General features: G+C 67.3%; 21 protein-coding genes. 15 read left to right on the top strand and 6 right to left on the bottom strand.

The genetic code is table 11. The features are described from left to right. Nucleotides 1-256: 256 nt before the first annotated feature. The 4 genes from QZY44_RS04500 (at nucleotide 257) to QZY44_RS04485 (ending at nucleotide 6,545) form a co-directional block, all read left to right on the top strand. Nucleotides 257-1,528 (top strand): MdtA/MuxA family multidrug efflux RND transporter periplasmic adaptor subunit, encoded by a 1,272-nt coding sequence (locus QZY44_RS04500; protein ID WP_295442822.1) that lies wholly within the window; start codon nucleotides 257-259, stop codon nucleotides 1,526-1,528. A 22-nt stretch (nucleotides 1,529-1,550) separates the two neighbouring features. Then, complete coding sequence (locus QZY44_RS04495) at nucleotides 1,551-4,658, top strand: MdtB/MuxB family multidrug efflux RND transporter permease subunit (protein WP_295442820.1); 3,108 nt, start codon at nucleotides 1,551-1,553, stop codon at nucleotides 4,656-4,658. A 55-nt stretch (nucleotides 4,659-4,713) separates the two neighbouring features. Further along, nucleotides 4,714-5,721: an NAD-dependent epimerase/dehydratase family protein gene (locus QZY44_RS04490; protein ID WP_295442817.1), complete on the top strand. Its 1,008-nt coding sequence runs from the start codon at nucleotides 4,714-4,716 to the stop codon at nucleotides 5,719-5,721. A gap of 503 nt (nucleotides 5,722-6,224) precedes the next feature. Beyond that, on the top strand, nucleotides 6,225-6,545 hold the full coding sequence (locus QZY44_RS04485; RefSeq protein ID WP_295442814.1) for a hypothetical protein: 321 nt from the start codon (nucleotides 6,225-6,227) through the stop codon (nucleotides 6,543-6,545). Here the strand turns inward: QZY44_RS04485 and QZY44_RS04480 are convergent. Both QZY44_RS04480 and QZY44_RS04475 read right to left on the bottom strand, forming a co-directional pair. Next, the gene (locus QZY44_RS04480) at nucleotides 6,524-6,913 is read right to left on the bottom strand and encodes a hypothetical protein (protein ID WP_295442811.1); all 390 of its coding nucleotides are present in this window, start codon (nucleotides 6,911-6,913) and stop codon (nucleotides 6,524-6,526) included. The two genes, QZY44_RS04485 and QZY44_RS04480, sit on opposite strands and share 22 nt — an antisense overlap. 62 nt (nucleotides 6,914-6,975) lie before the next feature. Next, the gene (locus QZY44_RS04475; protein ID WP_295442809.1) at nucleotides 6,976-7,569 is read right to left on the bottom strand and encodes an HNH endonuclease; all 594 of its coding nucleotides are present in this window, start codon (nucleotides 7,567-7,569) and stop codon (nucleotides 6,976-6,978) included. A 429-nt stretch (nucleotides 7,570-7,998) separates the two neighbouring features. On the opposite strand from QZY44_RS04475, the gene QZY44_RS04470 reads away from it, so the two are divergent. The 7 genes from QZY44_RS04470 to QZY44_RS04440 all read left to right on the top strand — a co-directional run bounded on the left by QZY44_RS04470 (nucleotide 7,999) and on the right by QZY44_RS04440 (nucleotide 16,815). Next, nucleotides 7,999-10,257 (top strand): primosomal protein N', encoded by a 2,259-nt coding sequence (locus tag QZY44_RS04470; protein WP_295442806.1) that lies wholly within the window; start codon nucleotides 7,999-8,001, stop codon nucleotides 10,255-10,257. A gap of 82 nt (nucleotides 10,258-10,339) precedes the next feature. Continuing rightward, the gene (locus QZY44_RS04465) at nucleotides 10,340-11,692 is read left to right on the top strand and encodes a hypothetical protein (RefSeq protein ID WP_295442803.1); all 1,353 of its coding nucleotides are present in this window, start codon (nucleotides 10,340-10,342) and stop codon (nucleotides 11,690-11,692) included. 276 nt (nucleotides 11,693-11,968) lie between these two features. After that, nucleotides 11,969-13,042 (top strand): hypothetical protein, encoded by a 1,074-nt coding sequence (locus QZY44_RS04460; protein WP_295442800.1) that lies wholly within the window; start codon nucleotides 11,969-11,971, stop codon nucleotides 13,040-13,042. Between the two features lie 49 nt (nucleotides 13,043-13,091). Beyond that, the gene (locus tag QZY44_RS04455; protein WP_295442797.1) at nucleotides 13,092-13,874 is read left to right on the top strand and encodes an SDR family oxidoreductase; all 783 of its coding nucleotides are present in this window, start codon (nucleotides 13,092-13,094) and stop codon (nucleotides 13,872-13,874) included. A gap of 215 nt (nucleotides 13,875-14,089) precedes the next feature. Beyond that, nucleotides 14,090-15,859, top strand: a complete 1,770-nt coding sequence (gene argS, locus QZY44_RS04450) for an arginine--tRNA ligase (protein ID WP_295442794.1) — start codon at nucleotides 14,090-14,092, stop codon at nucleotides 15,857-15,859. Continuing rightward, nucleotides 15,860-16,609, top strand: coding sequence for an SPOR domain-containing protein (locus QZY44_RS04445; RefSeq protein WP_295442792.1), 750 nt, complete (start codon nucleotides 15,860-15,862; stop codon nucleotides 16,607-16,609). It abuts the gene before it with no gap. Further along, complete coding sequence (locus tag QZY44_RS04440; RefSeq protein ID WP_295442790.1) at nucleotides 16,606-16,815, top strand: heavy metal-associated domain-containing protein; 210 nt, start codon at nucleotides 16,606-16,608, stop codon at nucleotides 16,813-16,815. The genes QZY44_RS04445 and QZY44_RS04440 overlap by 4 nt, the downstream gene beginning before the upstream one ends. 14 nt (nucleotides 16,816-16,829) lie before the next feature. Here the strand turns inward: QZY44_RS04440 and QZY44_RS04435 are convergent, their stop codons facing one another. The 4 genes from QZY44_RS04435 to QZY44_RS04420 all read right to left on the bottom strand — a co-directional run bounded on the left by QZY44_RS04435 (nucleotide 16,830) and on the right by QZY44_RS04420 (nucleotide 19,294). Further along, nucleotides 16,830-17,546, bottom strand: a complete 717-nt coding sequence (locus tag QZY44_RS04435) for a mobilization protein (protein WP_295442787.1) — start codon at nucleotides 17,544-17,546, stop codon at nucleotides 16,830-16,832. A 116-nt stretch (nucleotides 17,547-17,662) separates the two neighbouring features. Further along, nucleotides 17,663-18,238, bottom strand: coding sequence for a diheme cytochrome c (locus tag QZY44_RS04430; RefSeq protein ID WP_295442785.1), 576 nt, complete (start codon nucleotides 18,236-18,238; stop codon nucleotides 17,663-17,665). 19 nt (nucleotides 18,239-18,257) lie between these two features. Continuing rightward, entirely contained in the window at nucleotides 18,258-18,674 is a 417-nt protein-coding gene (locus QZY44_RS04425; protein ID WP_295442782.1) for a DUF1924 domain-containing protein, read from the bottom strand. Between the two features lie 8 nt (nucleotides 18,675-18,682). After that, on the bottom strand, nucleotides 18,683-19,294 hold the full coding sequence (locus QZY44_RS04420; protein WP_295442779.1) for a cytochrome b/b6 domain-containing protein: 612 nt from the start codon (nucleotides 19,292-19,294) through the stop codon (nucleotides 18,683-18,685). Between the two features lie 187 nt (nucleotides 19,295-19,481). Between QZY44_RS04420 and QZY44_RS04415 the strand changes: the two genes are divergently transcribed. The 4 genes from QZY44_RS04415 to QZY44_RS04400 form a co-directional block, all read left to right on the top strand. Then, the gene (locus QZY44_RS04415; protein ID WP_295442777.1) at nucleotides 19,482-19,847 is read left to right on the top strand and encodes a PepSY domain-containing protein; all 366 of its coding nucleotides are present in this window, start codon (nucleotides 19,482-19,484) and stop codon (nucleotides 19,845-19,847) included. Next, on the top strand, nucleotides 19,847-20,509 hold the full coding sequence (locus tag QZY44_RS04410; RefSeq protein WP_295442775.1) for a response regulator transcription factor: 663 nt from the start codon (nucleotides 19,847-19,849) through the stop codon (nucleotides 20,507-20,509). Before QZY44_RS04415 ends, QZY44_RS04410 begins: the two co-directional genes overlap by 1 nt. Next, nucleotides 20,506-21,918: a HAMP domain-containing sensor histidine kinase gene (locus tag QZY44_RS04405; protein WP_295442772.1), complete on the top strand. Its 1,413-nt coding sequence runs from the start codon at nucleotides 20,506-20,508 to the stop codon at nucleotides 21,916-21,918. The genes QZY44_RS04410 and QZY44_RS04405 overlap by 4 nt, the downstream gene beginning before the upstream one ends. Nucleotides 21,919-22,244: 326 nt before the next feature. Beyond that, on the top strand, nucleotides 22,245-22,412 hold a 168-nt coding region (locus QZY44_RS04400), incomplete at its 3' end, for a type I restriction-modification system subunit M N-terminal domain-containing protein (RefSeq protein ID WP_295442824.1).

Below are 22,412 nucleotides of genomic sequence, written 5' to 3'. Positions count from 1 at the left end.
GCTTACCGTGAAAGTCGCGCCGGGAGCGCGCTCCAATTCTCCCTCCCCTATTGGGGGAGGGCGGGGTGGGGAACGGCCAAGGCCGTTGACTGATCGCCGCGCGCCGGTGCCACCAAGCACCGGCGCGCGGCGATTGCCGTCATGTTTCCACATTTCCCCGGACCCGCCGCCGCATAATATCCGCTCAGCCTTGCCCATCCAGTCGCGCGCGCGGCATGGATGGACAGAGGCATCCAGCAGCAGGCATTAATAATCCATGAGTTCGGACCCTAAGGCCGCCCCGCGGCGCCGCTACCTGCCACTGTTGGCGCTGAGCCTGGCTGGCGCAGCGGCGGTGGGTGCTTGGCTGTATTGGCCCCGCAGCGCCGAGGTGACGAACAGCCAGGGCGGGCCGGGTGGCGGCAAGGGCCGGCCGGTGCCGGTGGTCGCGCAGCCGGTAAGTACCGGCGACCTGCAGGTCCATTTGAGCGGCACCGGCACGGTCACGCCGCGCAATACGGTGACGATCCGCACCCGGGTCGACGGCCAGCTGATGCGGGTTACCTTCCAGGAGGGGCAAATGGTCAAGGAGGGCGACCTGCTGGCCGAGATCGATCCACGCCCCTCGCAGGTACAACTGCTCCAGGCACAGGGCGCGCTGGCCCGTGACCAGGCGCTGCTGGAGAATGCGCGGGTGGACCTGGAGCGCTACCGCACCCTGTACCAGCAGGACTCCGGCTCCAAGCAGCAATGGGACACCCAGAAATCGCTGGTCGGGCAGTACGAGGGGGCCGTGAAGTCCGACCAGGCCCAGATCGAAGTGGCCAAACTTCAGCTCACCTATTCCCGGATTACCGCACCCTTCAGCGGCCGGCTGGGCCTGCGTCAGGTCGACCCGGGCAACGTCATACATGCCACCGACGTGGCCGGGCTGGTGGTCATCAACCAGATGCAGCCCATCCTGGTGGTCTTCACCCTGCCCGAGGACAACCTGACCGCCATCCTGCGGCAGGTCCGCTCCGGTGAGCGGATACCGGTGGACGTCTATGACCGCAACCAGACGACCAAGCTCGCCTCCGGTGCCTTGGTGACCCTGGACAACCAGATCGACCCCACCACCGGCACCATCCGGCTCAAGGCGGAGTTTGCCAACGAGGACGGGGCGCTGTTCCCCAACCAGTTCGTCAACGTCCGGCTGCTGATCGATTCACTGCATGACGCGACCCTGGTCCCGACCGCGGCGATCCAGCGCGGCGTGCAGGGGACCTATGCCTATGTGGTCGGGGCGGACCAAACGGTCAGTGTCCGACCCGTGAAGCTCGGCCCCACCGAGGGTGAGGTCGCCGCGGTGACGGACGGGCTCAAGCCCGGCGAGCTGGTGGTGGTGGACGGCACGGACAAGCTGCGCGACGGCGCCAAGGTGGACCTGGGCAGCCGCGGCGGCGCCACCGCGGGCCAGGCCAAGGGTCCCGCCTCCGGCCAGGCGGCCGACGCGCCCCCCGGACAGGGCACCGCCCCGGAGCGCCGCCACCGCCGATCCCCACCTTGAGTCAGGCGCGCGAACTCGACCGATGAACCCCTCCCGCCCCTTTATCCTGCGGCCGGTCGCGACCTCGCTGCTGATGGTCGCCATCTTTCTCACTGGGCTCTTGGCCTATCACCTGCTGCCGCTCTCCGCCCTGCCCGAGGTCGATTATCCGACCATCCAGGTGGTCACGCTCTACCCCGGCGCCAGCCCCGACGTGATGACCTCGTCCGTCACCGCCCCCCTGGAGCGGCAGTTCGGGCAGATGCCGGGCCTGAACCAGATGTCGTCCACCAGTTCCGGCGGGGCCTCGGTCATCACCCTCCAGTTCGTCCTGGACTTGAGCCTGGACGTGGCCGAGCAGGAGGTGCAGGCGGGGATCAACGCCGCCGGCACCCTGCTACCCACCGACCTGCCAAGCCCGCCGATCTACAGCAAGGTCAATCCGGCGGATACGCCGATCCTGACCCTGGCCCTGACCTCGGACACGATGCCCCTGTACCAGGTCGAGGACCTGGCCGAGACCCGGCTGGCGCAGAAGATCTCCCAACTCCCCGGAGTCGGCCAGGTCAGCCTGAGCGGCGGCCAGCGCCCGGCGGTGCGGGTGCGGGTGAACCCCGGTGTGCTCGCGTCCTACGGGCTCGGGCTGGAGGACCTGCGCACGGCACTGGCCAATGCCAACGTGAACCAGCCCAAGGGCGGTTTCGACGGACCCACCCGCGCCTCCACCATCGACGCCAATGACCAGATCGGCTCGGCCGCCGAGTATCGGGGGCTGATCGTCGCCTACAAGAACGGGGCGCCGGTGCGCCTCTCCACCCTGGCCACGGTGGAGGAGGCCGCGGAGAACCAGCGTCTGGCGGCCTGGGCGGATGAGGCCTCCGCGGTGATCGTCAACATCCGCCGCCAGCCCGGCGCCAACGTGATCGAGGTGGTCGACCGCATCAAGGCCCTGCTCCCCGACCTGCGCTCGACCCTGCCGGCGACGGTGGCGGTGCGGGCGCTGACCGACCGGACCCTGACCATCCGCGCCTCGGTGCGGGACGTGCAGTTCGAGCTGCTGCTCGCGGTGGCCCTGGTGGTGATGGTGATTTTCCTCTTCCTGCGCAGCGTCGCCGCGACCCTCATCCCCAGCGTGGCCGTGCCGCTATCGCTGGTCGGCACCTTCGGCGTCATGTATCTCACGGGCTTCAGCATCAACAATCTGACCCTGATGGCGCTGACCATCGCCACCGGCTTTGTGGTGGACGACGCCATCGTGATGATCGAGAACATCTCTCGCTATATCGAGCGGGGCGAGCCGCCGCTCACCGCCGCGCTCAAGGGCGCCGCGCAGATAGGCTTTACCATCATCTCGCTGACCCTGTCGCTGATCGCGGTACTGATCCCGCTGCTCTTCATGAGCGAGGTGGTGGGCCGGCTGTTCCGGGAGTTTGCGATTACGCTGGCGGTCGCGATCCTGATCTCGGCCGTCGTCTCGCTGACGCTGACCCCGATGCTCTGCGCCAAGTGGCTGCGGCAGCGGCCGGCGGCCGCTCCCGACCCTGATGCCGATCAGGCCGCCGTCGAGCACGCCAGCGGCCGGTTCTTCGCTGCCGTGCTCCGCGGCTATGCCCGGATGCTCGGTTGGGTGCTGGAGCACCAGGGAGCCACCCTGGTGGTGGCGGTCGCGACCCTGGTACTGACGGTGGTGCTCTATATCGTCATTCCGAAGGGGTTCTTCCCGGTCCAGGACACCGGTCTGATCCAGGGCATCTCGGAGGCGTCGCAGTCGATCTCATTCCCGGCGATGGCGGAGCGCCAGCAGGCACTGGCCCGGGTGGTGCTCCAGGACCCGGCGGTCGCGAGCGTGTCCTCCTTCATCGGTGTCGACGGCACCAATACGACGCTCAACAGCGGCCGGCTGCTCATCGATCTGAAGCCGCGCGAGCAGCGCCCCAGCGCATCCGAGGTCATCCGCCGGCTCCAGCCGCGGCTGGCCGAGGTCACCGGCATGACGCTCTATATGCAGCCGGTGCAGGATCTCACGATCGAGAGCCGGGTGAGCCGCACCCAGTATCAACTCTCGGTCCAGGACGCGGATGCGGCCGAACTGGGGCTGTGGGTTGGTCGGCTGGTGGAGCGGCTGAGTCGGCTGCCGGATCTCACCGATGTGACGAGCGACCTGCAAAGTGAGGGCCTGCGCGCCACTATCGACATCGACCGCGAGGCGGCGGGGCGGCTGGGCGTGACGGTGGCGGCCATCGACAACGCGCTCTACGACGCCTTCGGCCAGCGGCTGGTGTCCACCATCTTTACCCAGTCCAACCAGTACCGGGTGGTCCTGGGGGTGGAGCCGCGGTTCCAGAGTGGGCCGGAGGCGCTCAAGCAGATCTACGCGTCATCGAGCACTGGCGGCCAGATACCACTGGCGGTCGTCGCCCGTTTCAGCGAGCGGCCCGGGCCCTTGGTGATCAATCACCTGAGCCAGTTCCCCGCGGCCACCATCTCATTCAACCTGGCGCCCGGTGCCTCACTCGGCAACGCGGTGGCGGCCATCGAGGCGGCGCGCGACGAACTCGGGATGCCGGTAGCCGTGCAGACCAGCTTTCAGGGCGCGGCGCTGGCGTTTCGCGCCTCGCTGGGCAACCAGGTGTTCCTACTGCTGGCGGCGGTCGCGACCATGTATATCGTGCTGGGCGTGCTCTATGAGAGCTACATCCACCCGATCACCATCCTCTCCACCCTGCCCTCGGCGGGCGTCGGGGCCTTGCTGGCGCTGATGCTCGCGGGCCAGGACCTGGGCGTGGTGGCCATCATCGGCATCGTGCTGCTGATCGGCATCGTCAAGAAGAATGCGATCATGATGATCGACTTCGCGCTGGACGCCGAACGGCGCGAGGGCAAGACGGCGCGCGAGGCGATCTACCAGGCCTGCCTGCTGCGCCTGCGCCCGATCCTGATGACCACCTTTGCCGCACTGCTAAGCGCCCTGCCGCTGATGTTTGCCACCGGGATGGGGGCCGAGTTGCGCCGGCCCTTGGGCATCGCCATGGTCGGCGGCCTGCTGCTGAGCCAGGTGCTGACGCTCTTCACCACCCCGGTCATCTATCTTGCGTTCGATCGGCTGGCGCGGCGTGCCACCCGGGGCCTGACCACGGCGGCCGAGACCTGAGCGCGCAACGAGACGAGGCGACTGCGCTACCTTTGGAGACTCACGGGAGCTTGTCATGCAATGTCTGATCATCGGCGGTACCGGCAACCTCTCTTACGCCTGCGCACAGGCAGCACTCGCGGCGGGGCTAACGGTCTTCACGCTCAATCGCGGGCTCAAGCCCGCCGAGTCCGCCCCCGGTGCGGTAACGCTCAAGGCCGACATCCGCGACGGCGCCTCGGTGCGCGCCGCCGTGGGCGATCGCCGCTTCGGCGCGGTGGTGGACTTCATCTCCTACAACCCCGAACAGTTGGCCGGAAGCCTGGATCTGCTGGGCGGGCGCACCGACCAGTATGTCTTCGTCAGCACCGCCTCGGCCTATCGCAAGCCGCCGGTCCATCAGGTCGTCACCGAGGGGACGCCGCTGGCCAATCCGTTCTGGGCCTATTCCCGGGACAAGATCGCCTGCGAACGTTTGCTCGTGGCGGTTGGGCGCGAACGCTCCCTGCCTTACACCATCGTGCGGCCCTCCCACACCTACGGGCGGGGCTGGCTGCCGCTGGCCTTCGGCTCATCGGACTTCACCATCGCTGCACGGATGCTGGCCGGCCAAGAGCTCATCGTGCACGGCGACGGGCAGGCGCTCTGGACGCTGACCCACGCCCGCGACTTCGCCGCCGGACTGGTCGGGCTGCTTGGCCATCCCGGTGCGCTCGGCGAGGCTGTCCAGATCATGGGCGAGGAGGCGCTGACCTGGGACGCCATCCACCGCACCGTCGCCGCCGCACTCGGGGTCGAGCCGCGCATCGTGCACATCCCGTCGGACTTCATCGCCGCGGTCGACCCCGGGATGGGCGAACGACTGCTGGGCGACAAGACCTACAGCGCCCTGTTCGACTGCTCCAAACTCAAGCGACTCGTCCCCGGTTTCCGCACCACGACCCCGCTGCACGTCGGGGTGCGCGAATCCGTGGACTGGCTGCTGGCCGACCCCACCCGCCAGACGATCAATGCCGGGGTGGATGCGACCATCGAGCGCCTGCTCGCCGCCTGGCGGCGCGCCATGGCCGCCGCGCTGGGTTGAGCGAACGCGCTCGCGTGCCGACCATACCAGTCCGCGACTGACTGGCCATCCGGCGCGCCGCGCCAGCCTTGATTCTGGAAAGGGTAGCTCCGACCTCGGAGCCTCGTTTTTCCCGCAGACGCCGATGGTAGGCAAAAACCTATCGCAGTAGTCGGACATACCCATTGGAGGTTCGACGGCCTGCTCTGTATCTTCGCAACCGTCGGCACAGAGAAGGCCTCGTTGGATCGCCCCCCGGTACAACAGACTTTCAACGGTGCTAAACGGTAACGGTAAACGACCCATCTAAAGCAAGGTGAACATCATGAGTGACAAAGAGCTCAGTACCCGGAGCAACCATGCCATGTGGCTCGCGATTGGCATCATGTTGGCCCCCTTGGTGCCCTACGCCCTGAGCGGCACTGGCGGCTGACCGCTGATCCGATGCCAACGAAACGTCAAAACCTGCGCGGCCCAGCTTGGAGTGGGGCCGCGATCTAATTGGTTACGCCTCTGTTGACACCTTGGACCTGGCACTGCTTGGGCTCAGCAACGCGGGCGGGGCGCTGCGCTGCGGCCAGCCGGCGTTCGCCCCGGCGGACCTACTCAAACAAGGACTGGATGCCCAGGATGCGGCGGAGCAGGGACTCGGCGACGATCTGAGTAACACCCCGGACATGGCCGCCAAAATCGCGCGGCTGCAGGCGCGCCACGAGCGCAAGCGTGCCCAGCTCCAGCAGTTGGAGGAGCGCGGCGAGACCCAGCTTTCGCGCACCGATGGCGATGCCCGCGCCTTGACCAAGGCCGGTCAGCGGCTGATCGGCTACAACGTCCAGCAATGGTGAATGGCAAGCACCGGCTTATCCCCCACCATAAGGTCACCAATGCAGGCAACGACACCGAACAGTTGGCCGCCCAAGCCATCGCCGCGCAAGCGGTCTTGGCGGCCGGCGAACTGCTCGCCATGGCCGATGCCGGCTACTTCAGCGAGGGGCTGCTGGCCGAGTGTGCGCAGGCCGGTATCACCGTCTGCCTTCCGGTCCCCGACGACGAGCGGCGGTTGACCGCGAAAGGGCGCTTGAGCGGAGCGCATTTCGCGTACTTGCCGGAGCGCGATGTCTATCGCTGCCCCGGCGATCAAGAGCTGCACCGCCACGGCGAGCCGGCACCGGCACCCTGTATTCGTCTCCAGGGGCGCGGTGGCGCGCCTCATGCGGACACACGGCGAATACTTTCAAAATCTCCGCAGCGGTGTCACGAGAAAGAGGTCGTGGTTCAGCTGCCGGTGCGTCCGCGCAGCGGGCTGCTGCGCGGAAAGTGTGCACGCAGAAATTTCATCTGGTCGGCCAGTACGCCGCGACCCATCAGATAGACATACTCGGCATGGGTCGGGGTGAAGGGCACCGCCAGCAGCTCCATCCCGGCGGCCTCCGGGGTGCGGCCAGCCTTGAAGTTGTTGCAGCGCACGCAGGCGGTGACCACGTTGTTCCAGTGGTCACGCCCGCCCTGGCTGGAGGGTCGCACATGGTCGCGGGAGAGTTGGCGACTCGCGAAACGGCTGCCGCAATACAGACAGAGGTGGCCGTCGCGCTGGAACAGCGCCTGGTTGGACAGCGGCGGCGCATAGTTGTCCTGAAGCTGGTTCTGGGCCTGGTGCAGACCGACGGTGGCGATGATGGACTGGATGCGCAGTTGGCTGCGGCGCCGGGTCGAGGCATTGATGCCGCCGCGCAGACAAAACAGGTCATCGCCACAGGCGTAGGCGACCTGATCAAGGAAGTAGAGGCGGGCGGCGGTGCGGTAGTCCACCCACTCGAGCGGCATACCCGCCAAATCCGTTCGCAGCACCTGTTGGTTCAGTGGCAACATAGCGGGATCAGGCTCGCAATTTCCAGTCATGATACACATCGAGTGCGGCGATGCAAGGGCACCGCAACGCCCGTCGCGCACTGGCGGCGCGCCTGATTGGCTGGCTCTGACCGGCTGCGGCCGTCACCCAAGGCGGCGTCGGCGCCAACCTGTGCACAGTCTGGTGGCGGCGAGTCGGGCGGGCAGGCGCCTCGTCTAAATCCGCGCACCGCGGTTGGTCTAAAATCCAAGTAGCTGAAAAACAGCAACTTGCAGAGCTGGTTATTTCGTAGCCGATGAAACACGACCGTAACAACGGCGCTACCTGGCGACCAGGTCCCAAGCTTTACCCACAGAGTTATCCACAGCAACTGTGAACAGGATCCGTTTCGCCATGGCCGACAGTCGGTTGCATATCCGGCCAGCAATCGGCGCGGGGGCGACGCCGCCGTGGGAGCCACCTTGCTGCCGGTGAGCCCCTTGATCCTGCGTGTCGCGGTGGCCGGGCCCCTGCCCGGGCTCTTCGACTATCTGCCGCCGGCCGAGTCCGCCCCCACGTCCCTAGTCCCCGGGATGCGTCTGTTGGTGCCCTTCGGGCGCGGGCAGCGGGTCGGCATGCTGGTCGAGACCGCCGGACATTCCGAGCAGAACGGGGACCGCCTGAAATCAGTCACCGCGGTACTCGACGCGACGGCGCTACTCGGCCCCGTGGACCTGGCCCTGATCCGTTGGGCGGCGGACTATTACCGCTCACCGCTGGGTGAGGCACTGTTCGGCGCCCTGCCGGTGCGCCTGCGCCGGGCGGATGCCCGGCTGGACCCGGGTTCCCCAGGCTTGCGTCCGACCGCCGCCGGACTGAACTTGGATGTGGCTGCACTGGGCCGCGCCCCGGCGCAGCGCCGTGTCATGGAGTGCCTGCGCGCGGCGCCGCAGGGGCTGGCGATGCCGACGCTGAAGGCCCGGCTCGGGTCCTGCGTCGGGCCGCTCAAGGCCCTGCGCGACCTGGGCCTGATCGAGCCCTGCCGGGTGGCGGCCGGGCCCGCGCCGCCAGCCGCGATCCCAGACGCGCCCGTCGCCGACCCGGCAGGGCCGGTGCTCAACCCGGAGCAGACCCGGGCCGTGGCCGCGGTCAGCGCGGCCCTGGGCGGTTTCGCCCCCTTCGTACTGGACGGGGTCACCGGCAGCGGCAAGACCGAGGTCTATATCCGCCTGATCGCCGAAGTGATCGCCGCCGGCCGGCAGGCCCTGGTCCTGGTGCCGGAGATCGGCCTCACCCCCCAATTGCGCGACCGCCTGGCGCACCGACTGCCCGGACCCCACGCGGTACTGCACTCGGCCCTGCCCGAGGCCGAGCGGGAGCGTGCCTGGCACAGTGCCGCCGCCGGGTGCGCGACCCTGGTGCTCGGCACCCGCTCGGCCTGCTTCGTGCCGCTGCCGCGCCTGGGGCTGATCGTGGTGGACGAGGAGCATGACGCCTCGCTCAAGCAGCAGGAGGGCTTCCGCTATTCGGCCCGCGATCTGGCGGTGCGCCGCGCCCAACAGGCCGGCTGCCCGGTGGTCCTGGGCTCCGCCACCCCGTCGCTGGAGACCCTGTATAACGCGCGGCTGGGGCGCTACCGCCGCCTGCACCTGAGCCAACGCGCCGGCGGTGCCCAGGCGCCGGCCATCGCGCTCCTGGACATCCGCGGCCAGACGCTGAGCGCCGGCCTGTCCCCCCTGTTGCGGGCGCAAGTCGAGGCCCAGACCGGTGCCGGCAATCAGGTGCTGCTGTTCCTCAACCGCCGTGGCTATGCCCCGGTCCTGACCTGTCACGACTGCGGTTGGGTCGGTGCCTGCCCCCATTGCGATGCGCGCCTGACCCTGCATCTGAAGCTGCGCCGACTCTGGTGCCACCACTGCGGCTGGTTCCTGACCACCCCGTCCAAATGCCCGGACTGCCAGGGGCTCGACCTGCGCGGCCTGGGCCTGGGGACCGAGCGGCTGGAGGAGGAACTGCAGGCGGTCTTCCCGGGCGTGCGCCTGGCGCGGGTCGATCGCGACAGTACGCGGCGCAAGGGCGAACTGGATCGCCTGCTCGCGGCCAGTCGCAGCGGCGAGATCCAGATCCTGCTCGGCACCCAGATGCTCGCCAAGGGGCACGACTTCCCCGGGGTGACCCTGGTCGGCATCCTTGATCTTGACCATACACTCTATGCCTCGGACTTCCGCGCCCCGGAGCGCACGGCGCAGCTCATCGTCCAGGTCGCCGGCCGCGCCGGGCGGGCGGATCGCCCCGGGCGCGTGGTGTTGCAGACCCGCCATCCCGAGCACCCGCTACTCAAATCGCTGATCCTGGGCGGCTATCCGGGCTTTGCCGAAGTGGCCCTGACGGAGCGGGAGTCCGCACAGTTGCCGCCCTTCGGCCACCTCGTCCTGCTGCGCGCCGACGCCCCGGACGTCGAGGTGCCCATGGACTTTCTGCGGCAGGGGCGCACCCTGGCCCTGCGCCTCCTGGGTGACCTGGGTGAGACCGGGGTCGCGGTGTCGAGCCCGGTCCCAGCAACGATGGAGCGACGCGCCGGGCGCTACCGCGCCCAACTCCTGGTGGAGGGACCGGAGCGCCTCGGGCTGCAGCGCTTTCTTGCCTCTTGGGCTAGCAAGCTGTGGACGATCCCGCGCAACCGGGGGCTGCGCTGGTCGCTGGACGTGGACCCCCAGGAAATGCTTTAGTCCGACCACCGCGACTTGCGCCACGGGCCGCGAGGGGGCTGTCAGGATGGGGATGAATACACGCGAATTTTCACCACTCGAGATGTTTTATCACCTGGCGATGCGGCTGGGTGGTGGTGCGCTCGCCGTGGTCATACCACTCGACGGTCCGCGCCTTGGGCTCGATCGCCTGCGGCGCACGCTCGCTTGCGTGGCTCCGACTCACCCACTGCTATACGCCGCCATTCGGCCCTGTCCCGAGCACCCGACCCTTGCCCGATGGTGTCCGGGTGCCGAAATGCCGCCGACGCGTGCGTTGTTCACCTGTCGCGAGGACACCAGTGGCAAGCCGTTCATTGCAGCCATGGAGCAGTGCCTTGGCATTCGCTACACCGTGGCGGACAACTGCGTGAGAATCCATTGCACCTTACTGCGGTGTCCGGCAGGGGCTGAGGGCCACGACTGCCTGCTATTCGGGACCCACCACCTGTTTTTCGATGGCGATGGCTTCCATATGTGGCTGAAACGCCTCCTGTCGACCCTCTCGACAGATGCCCCCGCGGTGCCTGGCACCGTGGCGACGCCACTCATGGTTCCGCCGTCGGACTATGAAATGTCTTTCACGCTTTGGGCCCAGCGCATGGGTGACACGCCGTTGCCTCCCCCTCGGTTCACCTCCTGCGCATCTTCGACGCCGGTGCTGGCGCCGCCCGCCTCGCGGCTGTCTCGCCTCCTACCCCCGCTCGCGGTCGTCGCGCGCTTCCTGCCAGCACCGTTCATCGCATGGTTGGTCGGCCGGGGCATCCACACGATCACGCTCGACTCATCCCAAACACTGGCATTCCTCGCGGCCTGCAAGGCTCACGCGGTCGGCCCCACCGCGGCCCTGGTCGGTGCCTTCGGGCGAGCCATCCGCGACGCCGGGAGTTCTGAGACCATCCCTTATGTTCCGGTCATCCCGATCAACCTCCGCAGTCGCCTGGGTGCGGAGAATGAAGACATGCGCTTGTCCATGGCAAACGGCATCATCGGGTTCTTCACCGAACTCGACGTGTCCCTCAGGGCCACGGCATGGGAGATCGCAACCACCTGGCAAGCCAGGTTCAGGGAGGACCTCTGGCTCGAGGCGCACATGGCGAACTGGACCTGGGCCCGACAGTGGATCGAACGCAACGATGTGCTCCGCTGGCCATACCCGCTGGAGTGCTCGGTGTTCGTGTCGAACGTGGGCGTGGTCGACTTCGCGATCAACGATCCGGCGAACACGTGGCAGGCGCGGCACCTCTTCGTGGCGGGGTTCGAGCAGTCGTTCACCATCCTCTCCAGCACCATCAACGGCAGGCTCGCCGTGACCGTGTCGCACCCGGTTGCCATCTGGAGCCGCAAGACCGGAGCCGGGGTGACCGCCGCCATCCGCGCTTTCCTGCTAGCCGCCAAGCCCGCTGCGCTCGAATAGCGTGCCAGCGGTCCGGCAGCGGTCCCGCACGGGAGCCGCCGGGCGGCTTGTATTTCGCCGTTCGCGAGAACCACCCCGGCAGGGCGCTTGGATGCCCATTCAACCTGTGGTCAGCCTGATAGAGTTTCTGTAGAATGCTTGACCGGCATGGCGACTAGTCAGTCGGTAGCGAATCGTTGCGCACCTGATGCGCATCGGGTCCGTGACGGTTTCGTGGTGGCACGGCCTATGCGTTGCCCACGCGGTAAAGAGCAATGGACTATCGGGGGGAGCAACATGAGGCCCGAAGCAAAACGCGTCGTCCCGAGAATAGCGGGCATCGGGGCCTATGTCCCAAGTCGTGTGGCCACCAATGACGAAGTACTCGGTTATCTCCGTGACCAGAGTGCGCCGTATCTGTCACCCGAGGATTGCGAAGCGCTCGTCAATACCGCCCGGCGCAAGCTCTTGAACTCGGGCTGTCGCGAACGGCATTGGTCCGCGCCCGATGAGTGGTGCACCGATCTGGCGCGGATGGCCGCGGCACGGGCATTGGAAGACGCCGCCATTCATCCCGAAGAATTGGACCTCATCATCTTTGCCGGCATGGCGAAGGCGTTCGTCGAGCCGGCAACCGCCCATGTGCTGCGACACGAACTCGCGGCGACCAATGCCAGTCTGTTCGACCTGGGGGACGCGTGCACCGGCATCATGAAGGGCCTCGAGGTGGCTGGGGCGCTCATTAGTACTGGAAAGTATCGAACGATTCTCGTCACGGCCGGCGAGCGCATCTTCGAGTGGGCGGACTATCGCTGCAAATCACTGGACGAACTCACATGGAAGTTCGGCTCACTGACCATTGGGGATGCCGGCGGCGCCCTGATCGTGCAGGCCACGGACGCACCGGATTTCGTCGATGATCCCCGGCACTGGCAATTCTTCTATTCCTTCGTGGATGACTCCTATTCGACCTGCAACATGGGTTTGAGCCATCGCGTGGGTGAGCATTATCGATTGTATTCCCACTCGACGCGCCTGTTCCGGCAGGGCCGCGCCGCGGGCGAGGCGCTGTGCGCACGCCTCTTTGCGGACCCGACATGGCGGGAGCACCAGTACGAGAACATCTTCCTCCATGAGGTGGGAAATGTCGTATGCAACACCGCGTTTGCCATCTTGCGCCGAATCGGTGCGCACATCCCGCTGGATACCTACCGCTCGGTTTGGCCTGAGCATGGCAACGTCGCCACTGCCAGTCTGCCGCTCGGTATGTGGTATGCCAAGCAGGAGGGCCGGCTGAGGCGCGGTAATCGCGTCGCCTTCTATTGTCCTGCCGCCGGCGTGCAGGCTGGCATCATGTTCTTCCGCTACTGAGTTCGCCCAGGGTTGTTTTGTTGATCGAGAGCATAGGATGGAAACGACGATGTCGACAAACCGATGGGTGCTGGTGACGGGGGCCTCTAGCGGCATCGGGAGCGATTTTGCCCGGGTGTTCGCGCGGGAAGGCTATTCACTGCTCATCACCGCGCGGTCACGGGATCGCCTGGACGCCTTGGCGCAGGAGTTGCGGCGCGAGCACTCGGCGCTGGTGCGCGTGTTTCCTTGCGACCTGTCCCTGAGCGGTGCCGCAAAAGCGCTGGTCCGGGCACTCGAGGAGGAACAGATCGAGGTGGAGGTGCTGGTCAACAATGCGGGGGTTGGGCTCCTCGGACCCTTCGTCGAGCTCGACGCCGAGAAGCAGAGCGAGATGATCCATCTCAACGTGTTGGCCCTCACGGAACTCACGCGGCTCCTGGCCCCCGCGATGGTGCGGCGGGGAAGCGGGGGTATCCTCAACATCGGCTCGACCGCCGCCTTTCAACCAGGGCCGCTGATGGCCGTCTACTTCGCGACTAAGGCATACGTCCTGTCCTTTTCCGCGGCCCTTCAGGAGGAGCTTTCCGCGACCGGTGTCACCGTGACCTGCCTGTGCCCCGGACCTGTTGACACCCCGTTCCTCGCGACGGCGCGGGCGGCGGACGCCAAGCTGACCCGGTGGCGCAAGCCAATGAAGTCGCTGATAGTCGCTGAAGAAGGTTATCAGGCTCTCCAACGGGGAGCGACCTGTCGCGTCACGGGCAGGCTCAACCGGTGGATGGCGTTCTCGACGCGGTTCGCACCGTTGCGCGTCGCGGCCAAGGTGGCGAAGAACCTCTTGCAGCCATAGGCAGACCGCCCATCGCAGGCCGGGGCCGGTTTCGGCTGGGCGACGCCGAGCGACCAGGCGTTGCCAAGATGCGCTTCGGCTGAAGTGTTGAGCGCACCCGACCGAAGCCCACCCCCGGAGCATGATCCGGGGGCCGGATTCGGGTATCCTTTGTGCTTGCCGTGCGGCGGCCTTCGACCCGCCGCGGCCCCTGCCTGCGTTCACCCGAAAGACTCATGAAGCAACAGATTACGGAACTCCTGCGCGCCGGCTTGGCGCACCTTACCGCCGACGGCACCTGGGACGCGATCACGCTCCCGGAACCCCAGGTCGAGCGGACCAAGGATCAGACCCACGGTGACTTCGCCACCAACCTGGCCCTGTTGCTGGCCAAGCCGGCCCGCGCCCGCCCGCGGGACCTGGCCGAGCGGCTCGTGGCCGCCCTGCCGGCCTCGCCGCTGATCGCCCGGGTGGAGATCGCCGGCCCCGGTTTCATCAATTTCTTCCTCGCCGCGGATGCCTACCGTGCCGTGGTACCGGACATCCTCACCACCGGACACGACTACGGCCGCTCCCGGCAGGGGGCAGGTCAGCGCATCCAGGTGGAATTCGTCTCCGCCAACCCCACCGGCCCACTGCATGTAGGCCACGGGCGTGGTGCGGCCTATGGGGCGGCGGTGGCGGACCTGCTCACCGCGATCGGCTACGAGGTCCACCGCGAGTATTACGTCAACGACGCCGGCCGGCAGATGGACATCCTGGCCGCTTCGGTGTGGCTGCGCTATCTGGAGCTGTGCGGCGAGGCGATCGACTTCCCGAGCAACGGCTACAAGGGCGACTATGTCTGGGACATCGCCGCCACCCTGCACCGGGAGCACGCGGACGCCTATCGGGTGGAGGGGACCGTGGTCTTTGCCGGGGCCCCGCCGGATGAGGTCGAGGGGCTCGAAGGTGGCGACAAGGAGGCCCATATCGACGCGGTCATCAGTGCCGCCAAGCGCCTGCTGGGGGACAACCGCTACCGCTACTGCTTTGAGCTCGCGCTCAACACCATCCTGGACGACATCCGGGCGGATCTGGCCGAATTCGGGGTCGAGTATCAGGAGTGGTTCTCGGAGCGCTCGCTCGCGGAACGTGGTGCAGTCAATCGGGCGATCGAGCGGCTGCGTGAGGCCGGCCACGTCTTCGAGCAGGGCGGGGCCCAGTGGTTCCGGGCGACGACCTTCGGCGACGAGAAGGATCGGGTGCTGATACGCGAGAACGGCCAGTGTACATACTTCGCCTCCGACATCGCCTACCACATGGACAAACTGGAGCGCGGCTTCGAGCGGGTCATCGATATCTGGGGCGCGGACCATCACGGCTATGTCCCGCGGGTCAAGGCAGCGCTCAAGGCCCTGGGTGACGACACCGACCGCCTGGATGTCCTGCTGGTGCAGTTCGCCATCCTCTATCGAGGCGGAGAGCGCGCCCAGATGTCCACCCGCTCGGGTGAGTTTGTGACGTTGCGTGAACTGCGCCGGGAGGTGGGTCGCGATGCCGCCCGCTTCTTCTATGTCATGCGCCGCTGTGAGCAGCACATGGACTTCGACCTGGATCTCGCCAAGAGCCAGTCCGCGGACAACCCGGTCTATTACTGCCAATACGCCCATGCGCGGGTGTGCAGTGTGCTGCGCCAGGCGGCAGAGAAGGGGCTGGTGGTCGAGCCGAGCCCCGGCACCAACAACCTGGAGCGGCTGACGGAACCCCATGAGCAGGCGCTGCTGCGCACCCTGGCCCGCTATCCGGAGGTGATCGCGGTGGCGGCCGGCAACCACGAGCCGCACCAACTCGCCACTTACCTGCGTGAACTGGCCAACGAGTTGCACACCTATTACAACGCCCACCAGTTCCTGGTGGACGATGCGGCCCTGCGCGACGCCCGCATGAAACTGATCCTGGCCGTGCGGCAGGTCTTGCGCAACGCGCTCGCGCTACTGGGCGTCAGTGCCCCGGAGGCGATGTAGATGGCCCTGGGTCCGCGGCGCAGCCCCCCCCCAAAGCCCGCCCCCCGGCGGGGTCGACCGCGCTCCTGTGTCTGGTGGTTCCTGTTCGGGGTCATTCTTGGCAGCTTCGGTGTCGCACTCTATTGGATGACCCATCCCGGAGCCGTACCGACCACGGCGGCCCCGCTGCCCAAAACCGAGCGGCCCGCGCCCCAGCAGCCGAGCTTCCAGTTCGAGAAGATCCTGCGCGAGACCGTGGTGGACAGCAAGGACAACGGCAAGCCGCCGCCGCCCCCGGCGCCCCGGCCCGAACCGCCCCCGCCGACCCCGGTCGCGCCTGAGCCACCGACCCCGGGGCCCGCGGCTGCTGAGCCGCCCAAACCGGGCACCGCCGAGGCGGCGGCCAAGGCCAAGGCGGACGCCAAGGCGAAGGCGGACGGGGGCACCTATATCCTCCAGGTGGGCTCCTTCACGACCGCCGCGCAGGCCGACTCCATCAAGGCCAAGCTCGCCATGCTCGGCGTCACCACCCGGGTGCAGACGATCACCCGCAAGGACGGCCAGGTCTGGCACCGGGTCATCACCGGGCATTTGAACGGCAAGAAGGCGATGGAGGCGACCCGCGCCACCCTCAAGAAAAACGGCACCGAGGCCATCCCGGTCCCGGTCAATCCGGCGCCGGCACGTCCTGCCGCGCCGCATTCTGCATCAGCACATCCCGCCCCGGCGCATCCGGCGGCGGCCCACCCCACCGCGAAAAAAGAGCAATGACGATCGAACTCAAAGTCACCGGAATGAATTGCCAACATTGCGTCCGGGCGGTCAAACAGGCCCTGGAGGCGCTCCCTGGTGTCACCGCCGCCGTGGTAGACCTGGATACGGGGACGGCGCGGATCGAGGGCGCGGCCGCGCCGGCCGACCTGATTGCCGCGGTCGGTGAGGCCGGCTACCAGGCACAGCTGCTCGCGCCCGACTGAGCGCGCCTGCCGCCTCAGCGATCGGCGCGCGGGTGGCGGGTGAAGAGATCCGGGCCGAGGGCGGCGAATTGCTGGTAGACCCGGCGCAGCCACACCTTGACCCGCTGGCGGTCCATGAGGCCCAGGCCGGAATCCTTGTTGTTGGCACCGGCCCACAGGCTGGCACCCTGGTGGTCGATCTTGCGCATAGTGGCGGCATGCAGTTCAGGCAGGTCCAATGTCCTGGCCCCGAGTCCTTGGGCGCGGGCGCTGATCGGGGATGAGTCGAAGGCGGAAAAATCCCTACCGCGGCCATAATTCTTGACCGCGACATAGGCGGCGTTGCCCTCGTAACGGTCGCACAGGGCGGCCAGCAGAGCGATCCCGTCGGCGCCGTCGTCCATCACATGCCAGAAAACGACTGGAATGGACTCTTCGGTAGCCAGCTGCAGCAGATCGTTCTGTTCGATCCACCGGTGCAGCGGGAGCGAGGTCTGGGCGGCCAGGTCCACCAGGATGTCCTGGTCTGCCTCCAGCGCAGCCTCCATCAGCTGGTCGGCGCTCTCGAATTCATCGAGCACGATGAGCCGGCTGTAGTCGGCGTAGAAGCGCAACAGCGCGCCGTGGGAACGGTCGGTGTCGAAGGCGGCAAAAGGCAGTTGGTGGTCGATGTGGTACTGGGCCAGCAGGCGGGCCAGGACGGACTTGCCGACCCCGCCCTTCTCGCCGCCGACAAAATGGATCTTACTCATGCTGGTGCCTGACTACTTGGATGGGAGGGAGAGACTGGGCGGCATGGTAGCCGTTTCACCCCGGACCTGTCCCGGTCCGGCGCCCCCCCAGGTCTCCCCCCCCGCGTCAGACTCCTTCAGTCCTTGAAGGCCCCGAACCCGGGAATGACCACGTCGTCCTCTTCAAAGCTACCCTTATCCGCCTTTGGGTGGCAGGCCTGGCAGTTGCTGAAGCTGCCCACCTTGGGGTTGTCCTTGACCTGGCGCGCCGGAACCTCGTCGTGCTTGCGCGTGAAATAGGCGGTCTGGGTGATGCGCGGCGGCTCCTTACCCGCGGGCGGGGCCGTGAAGCGGGTCTTGCCCTTGGCACCACGATCGGCCGCGTTGGTCTGGAGGTAGGCCAGCAACTCGTCTTTGACTGCCGGCTCCAGGGTGGCGTCGTCGCCGAAGTGCTTGTCCAGGGTGTCCATGACCTGACCCCAGGAGGCGGCCGGCAAGAGCCCGGGCAGATAGGCGAAATGACAACCGCCGCACTCGGTGCGGTAGCGCTCGTTGGTTACCGCGCCCAGGCCACCGCGGCCCCCACGCTCGGAATGTTCGGTCTTGCCTTTGCGCCCGCGCTCATCGTCGTCATCGTCTTCGCTCCAGGCCACTGTGCTCGACCCGAAGGCGATCAGGGCCACGCTCAGGGCAGCGATGTGTAATTTTTTCATCGGGATACTCGGTATGTGATCAGAGCGACTGCAGGTACTTGACGACGTCGCCCTTCTCCTGGGCCGTGCATTCACGTCCCAGGGTCCACTTGCAGTTGCGGCCGAACCATTTCTCGACCTTGGCCGGGTCCGTAAGCACCTTGGAATTGGCCGAGACCGCCATGGGGTCGATGACCTTGCCGGTCTTGGCGTGCTTGCCGGATTGCTTCAGGTCCGTGCCGTGGCAAGTGGTACAGCTGCGCGACTCACCCTCGGTCTGGTGCTTGGCGGTCCAGAAACTCTGCCCGGCGGCCGCGGTGAAGGTCCCGCCGCCCTGCCCCTTGTAGGTGGCGAGCAGGTCATCGCCCGTGGCGGCCACAGCGGCGCCCGCGAGGCTGGCGATACCGATGGACAGCGCAGCCGCCATCATCCGGGTCTTGGTGCTATTGTGGTTCATAGTGCTATTCATACCTCTTTGATTTTATAACCATCGATCATGCCACGCACCAGATTCTCGTGGTGTTGCCGGCTGGCGAGCGCCACCCCCAGCAGGTGCAATGGAACTAGGGCCAGGGTCGCCCACGCGATGAATTCGTGGGCCTCTTTGAGGTCATGGGCCGTCGCGGCGGATATCCCCGCCAGCGCGGACGCGAAGGGTCCGGCGAACTCGCTGGCGCCCAACACCATCACGCCGGTGATGGCGGTGAGTGCAAAGCCGGCAATCAGGGCCACGGCCATGGCCGCGCCGGCCGGATTGTGGCCCAGGTAGCGGGCCGGGTGGCCGCGAACGATCTCACCCATATAGGCCAGCGTGGCGCGAGGGCCGCGGACGAACTCCGCCCACCGGGCGTGGCGGGGGCCGATCAGTCCCCAGACCAACCGTACGCCGATGAGTGCAAGCGCGGTATAGCCGGCCCAGGTATGCAGTTCGAGCAGCTCATCCTCAGTCAGAAAGGCGATCAGCACGGCGCCGGCGAGCCCCCAGTGGAACAGACGCACGAAGGGGTCCCAGACACGGACCCGCTCGGCGGGCGGATTCGACCCAGGGGCCGTGGTGCTGGCATTGGGGTTGCTCATGGCTTGGGTGGATCTCGTATGGCGGTGAATGTCGCTGCCTGGCCAGTCGTGCCGTCGCCTCCCGGTGGGACGGGACCACGGGGCGGCCGGAGGGTTGGCCCACATAGGCTAGACAGCCCCCCATGAACTGCACCTGACCGGTATTGTCAGCAGATTGTCAGGATACATTAGCTTAGAATGTCCGGTCATGCAGACGCCAACCATTTTCGCGGTCCCAGCGCTGCCGCTCTTGGCGCTGACGCTCGCCTTGGGGGTTGTGCCTGGCCTTGCCCGTGGTGATCATAGCCCTGGGGACTTCGGTTGGGAGGATGGCGACCAAAGCTACGACCGCGCCCGGCGCGCGCGGGCGAGCGGCCAGGCGCTGACCCTGGAAGAGATATTCAAGCTCGCCACCACGCGGTTTCCCGGCCGGGTCGTCGACGCTGAGCTGGAATCGAAAGACGGGGTCTTCGTCTACGAATTGAAGATCCTGAACGCCAAGGGCCGGCTCATCAAGGTGCATCTGGATGCCCGCCACGGTGCAATCCTGGACAAGGCGGAGGACGACGACTGATGCGTATCCTGGTGGTGGAAGACGACCCCCGTACCCTGGACACCCTGGTGCGCGCACTGGAGGGTGCGGGCTATCTGGTGGACCACACGGGCGACGGTAAGGACGCCTGGTTTCGCGGCGACACGGAGTCTTACGCGGCGGTGATCCTGGACCTGGGGCTCAAGGGCATGGACGGGCTGGCGGTACTCAAGCGTTGGCGCGCGGCCGGGCGCGACCTGCCGGTGCTGATCCTCACCGCCCGCGGTGAGTGGAGCGAGCGGGTGGAGGGAATCGACGCCGGCGCCGATGACTATCTGCCCAAACCCTTCCGGGTGGAAGAGGTGCTGGCCCGTTTGCGCGCGCTCCTGCGGCGCGCCGGAGGCCAGGCCTCACCGGTGCTGCGCGCCGGTGCGCTGGCCCTGGACACCCGCCAGGTGCGGGTCACCCTGGACGGGGTCCAGATCCACCTCTCGCCCCAGGAATACCGGCTGCTGAGCGTACTGCTGCATCATAAGGGGACCGTGGTCTCCCAGGGCGATTTGGCCGATCAGCTGTACGCTGACGGGATTGAGCGGGACACCAACGGCGTGGAGGTTCTGATCGGGCGGCTGCGCCGCAAGCTAGGCTCCGACCTGATCGAGACCCGCCGCGGCTTCGGGTATTTGATCGACGACCCGGCATGACCCGTCGGTCGCTGCGCTTCCGATTGCTCCTGGCCGCGGCATTGTCGATCGGCCTGGCCCTGCTGGCGGCCTGGGTCGGGCTCACGGCACTCTTCGAGCACCATGTAGAGCGCCGGGTCGAGGCCGAACTCGACGAGACCCTGGGCCAGATCCTGGGCCACCTCGACGCGGCCCCCGAGGGGCGCATCCGCTTCGATCTGCCGCTGGCCGATCCGCGCTTCCGGACCCCCTTGAGCGGCTTCTATTGGCAGATCGAGGACAAGGTGCGGCCCACCTTGCTGCGCTCCCGTTCACTCTGGGACGCGGTGCTGGAGCTGCCCGCAGACGACTTCCCGGATGGTGTCTTGCGCAAGCTGGTGCTGGCGGGGCCCGCGGGGCAGTCGCTCATGGTCCTGGAGCGCCGGGTCGTCTATCGGGTCGGCGCCGAGGACCGTCGGCTGCGGGTCTCGGTGGGCCTGGATCGACAGGAGATCGTTCACGCCGGCCGCCGCTTCGCCGCCGACATGCTCCCCTATCTGGCCTTGCTGGGTGCCTTCCTGGTGCTCGCCGCCTGGGTCCAGGTGCGCATCGGGCTGGCCCCCCTGGATGCGGTGCGTCTGGGGGTGCGGGCGATCCGCGACGGGGACACCCGACGTCTGCCGAGCACTTACCCGGACGAGGTGTTACCCCTGACCGAGGAGGTCAACATCCTGCTCGACGCCCAAGAGCGGGCCATCGAACGGGCGCGCGCCTGGACCGCCGATCTGGCCCACGGACTGAAGACCCCACTGGTGGTCCTGGCCGCGGACGCCGAGCGCCTGCGCGGTCTGGGGCAGCGCGAACTGGCCGATGACATCGACTCCCTGGCGCAGACCATGCGCCGCCGGGTCGACCGTGAGTTGATCCGGGCGCGGGTGCGCTCACTCGGGGACGCGGCCGATCGCTCCTCCGGTACGAGCTGGGGACCGGCGCAGGCGCGCGCGGACCTCGCGGTGACCCTGAACCGAGTGGTCCACGCCCTGGACCGCACGCCCAACGGTGCCCGGCTTGACTGGGACCTGGACTGCCCCTCCCCGCTGCCGGTGCCCATCCTCCCGGAGGACCTGACCGAGCTCTTGGGCAACTGCCTGGAAAACGCCTCCAACTGGGCGGCCGAACGGGTCAGCGTCCGCGTCACGGTCGGGGAGCGGGTGTTGGTGCAGATCGAAGACGACGGCCCCGGGGTACCCGAAGACGATCTCAAGGACCTGGGGCAGCGGGGCCTGCGCCTGGACGAGCGCAAACAGGGCTACGGCCTAGGGCTCGCCATCGTCCAGGACATCTGCGACGCCTACGGCAGCGACCTCACCTTCAGCCGCGCCGCCTTGGGCGGACTGGCGGTCAACCTGCGGCTACCCCCGGCGGCGACCCGGCGGCCTGCGACGGCCTGACAAACCATCAAAGGTGCGCCCGGCCAGCCTCTGTCGAGCAGTGCCGGCCCGATGCACGCCCCTGCGTATCCAGATCCAACCCATCGCATACCCCGTGAGCCAGGACGCGCCGGAGCATCTGGACACCCCGCCCCCGAATCGCTACCGTCGACTGCGGTCCACTCGCACGCAACGCCTGCCGCGAGCGTCACGACACCGCGCCGCGCTGCTGCGCGCAGTTCAGGCCGTGGTAGGTGCGAATTTATTGGCACATCGGCGCCCGCCGCCGGCCCAGCGGTCAATCGGGATGAACCCCGCGCTTTATTGAATACCAAGAAAGGAACCCCGTGGACCAAAGCCAACTCAAGTGGATCGCTGATTTCATTTGGAACATCGCCGGTGACCGTCTGCGCGATGTCTATGTCCGCGGCAAATACCGCGACGTCATCCTGCCATTCACCGTCCTGTGCCGGCTCGACGCGGTGCTCGAGGCCACCAAGGATGCCGTACTGGAG

This window comes from uncultured Thiodictyon sp., assembly GCA_903837595.1.
Classification (GTDB): domain Bacteria; phylum Pseudomonadota; class Gammaproteobacteria; order Chromatiales; family Chromatiaceae; genus Thiodictyon.
The sequence above is the reverse complement of the archived record's forward strand: the minus strand, read 5'-3'. Positions and strand labels throughout refer to the sequence as shown.

What these genes read in the sequence shown, in the direction of transcription:
- QZY44_RS04490 (WP_295442817.1), top strand. Translation starts at nt 4,714, where the DNA reads ATGCAATGTCTGATCATCGGCGGTACCGGCAACCTCTCTTACGCCTGC.
- QZY44_RS04440 (WP_295442790.1), top strand. Translation starts at nt 16,606, where the DNA reads ATGACGATCGAACTCAAAGTCACCGGAATGAATTGCCAACATTGCGTC.
- QZY44_RS04420 (WP_295442779.1), bottom strand. Translation starts at nt 19,294, where the DNA reads ATGAGCAACCCCAATGCCAGCACCACGGCCCCTGGGTCGAATCCGCCC.
- QZY44_RS04500 (WP_295442822.1), top strand. Translation starts at nt 257, where the DNA reads ATGAGTTCGGACCCTAAGGCCGCCCCGCGGCGCCGCTACCTGCCACTG.
- QZY44_RS04480 (WP_295442811.1), bottom strand. Translation starts at nt 6,913, where the DNA reads ATGAGGCGCGCCACCGCGCCCCTGGAGACGAATACAGGGTGCCGGTGC.
- QZY44_RS04425 (WP_295442782.1), bottom strand. Translation starts at nt 18,674, where the DNA reads ATGAACCACAATAGCACCAAGACCCGGATGATGGCGGCTGCGCTGTCC.
- QZY44_RS04465 (WP_295442803.1), top strand. Translation starts at nt 10,340, where the DNA reads ATGTTTTATCACCTGGCGATGCGGCTGGGTGGTGGTGCGCTCGCCGTG.
- QZY44_RS04475 (WP_295442809.1), bottom strand. Translation starts at nt 7,569, where the DNA reads ATGTTGCCACTGAACCAACAGGTGCTGCGAACGGATTTGGCGGGTATG.
- QZY44_RS04495 (WP_295442820.1), top strand. Translation starts at nt 1,551, where the DNA reads ATGAACCCCTCCCGCCCCTTTATCCTGCGGCCGGTCGCGACCTCGCTG.
- QZY44_RS04445 (WP_295442792.1), top strand. Translation starts at nt 15,860, where the DNA reads ATGGCCCTGGGTCCGCGGCGCAGCCCCCCCCCAAAGCCCGCCCCCCGG.
- QZY44_RS04435 (WP_295442787.1), bottom strand. Translation starts at nt 17,546, where the DNA reads ATGAGTAAGATCCATTTTGTCGGCGGCGAGAAGGGCGGGGTCGGCAAG.
- QZY44_RS04455 (WP_295442797.1), top strand. Translation starts at nt 13,092, where the DNA reads ATGTCGACAAACCGATGGGTGCTGGTGACGGGGGCCTCTAGCGGCATC.
- QZY44_RS04415 (WP_295442777.1), top strand. Translation starts at nt 19,482, where the DNA reads ATGCAGACGCCAACCATTTTCGCGGTCCCAGCGCTGCCGCTCTTGGCG.
- QZY44_RS04430 (WP_295442785.1), bottom strand. Translation starts at nt 18,238, where the DNA reads ATGAAAAAATTACACATCGCTGCCCTGAGCGTGGCCCTGATCGCCTTC.
- QZY44_RS04460 (WP_295442800.1), top strand. Translation starts at nt 11,969, where the DNA reads ATGAGGCCCGAAGCAAAACGCGTCGTCCCGAGAATAGCGGGCATCGGG.
- QZY44_RS04410 (WP_295442775.1), top strand. Translation starts at nt 19,847, where the DNA reads ATGCGTATCCTGGTGGTGGAAGACGACCCCCGTACCCTGGACACCCTG.
- argS (WP_295442794.1), top strand. Translation starts at nt 14,090, where the DNA reads ATGAAGCAACAGATTACGGAACTCCTGCGCGCCGGCTTGGCGCACCTT.
- QZY44_RS04405 (WP_295442772.1), top strand. Translation starts at nt 20,506, where the DNA reads ATGACCCGTCGGTCGCTGCGCTTCCGATTGCTCCTGGCCGCGGCATTG.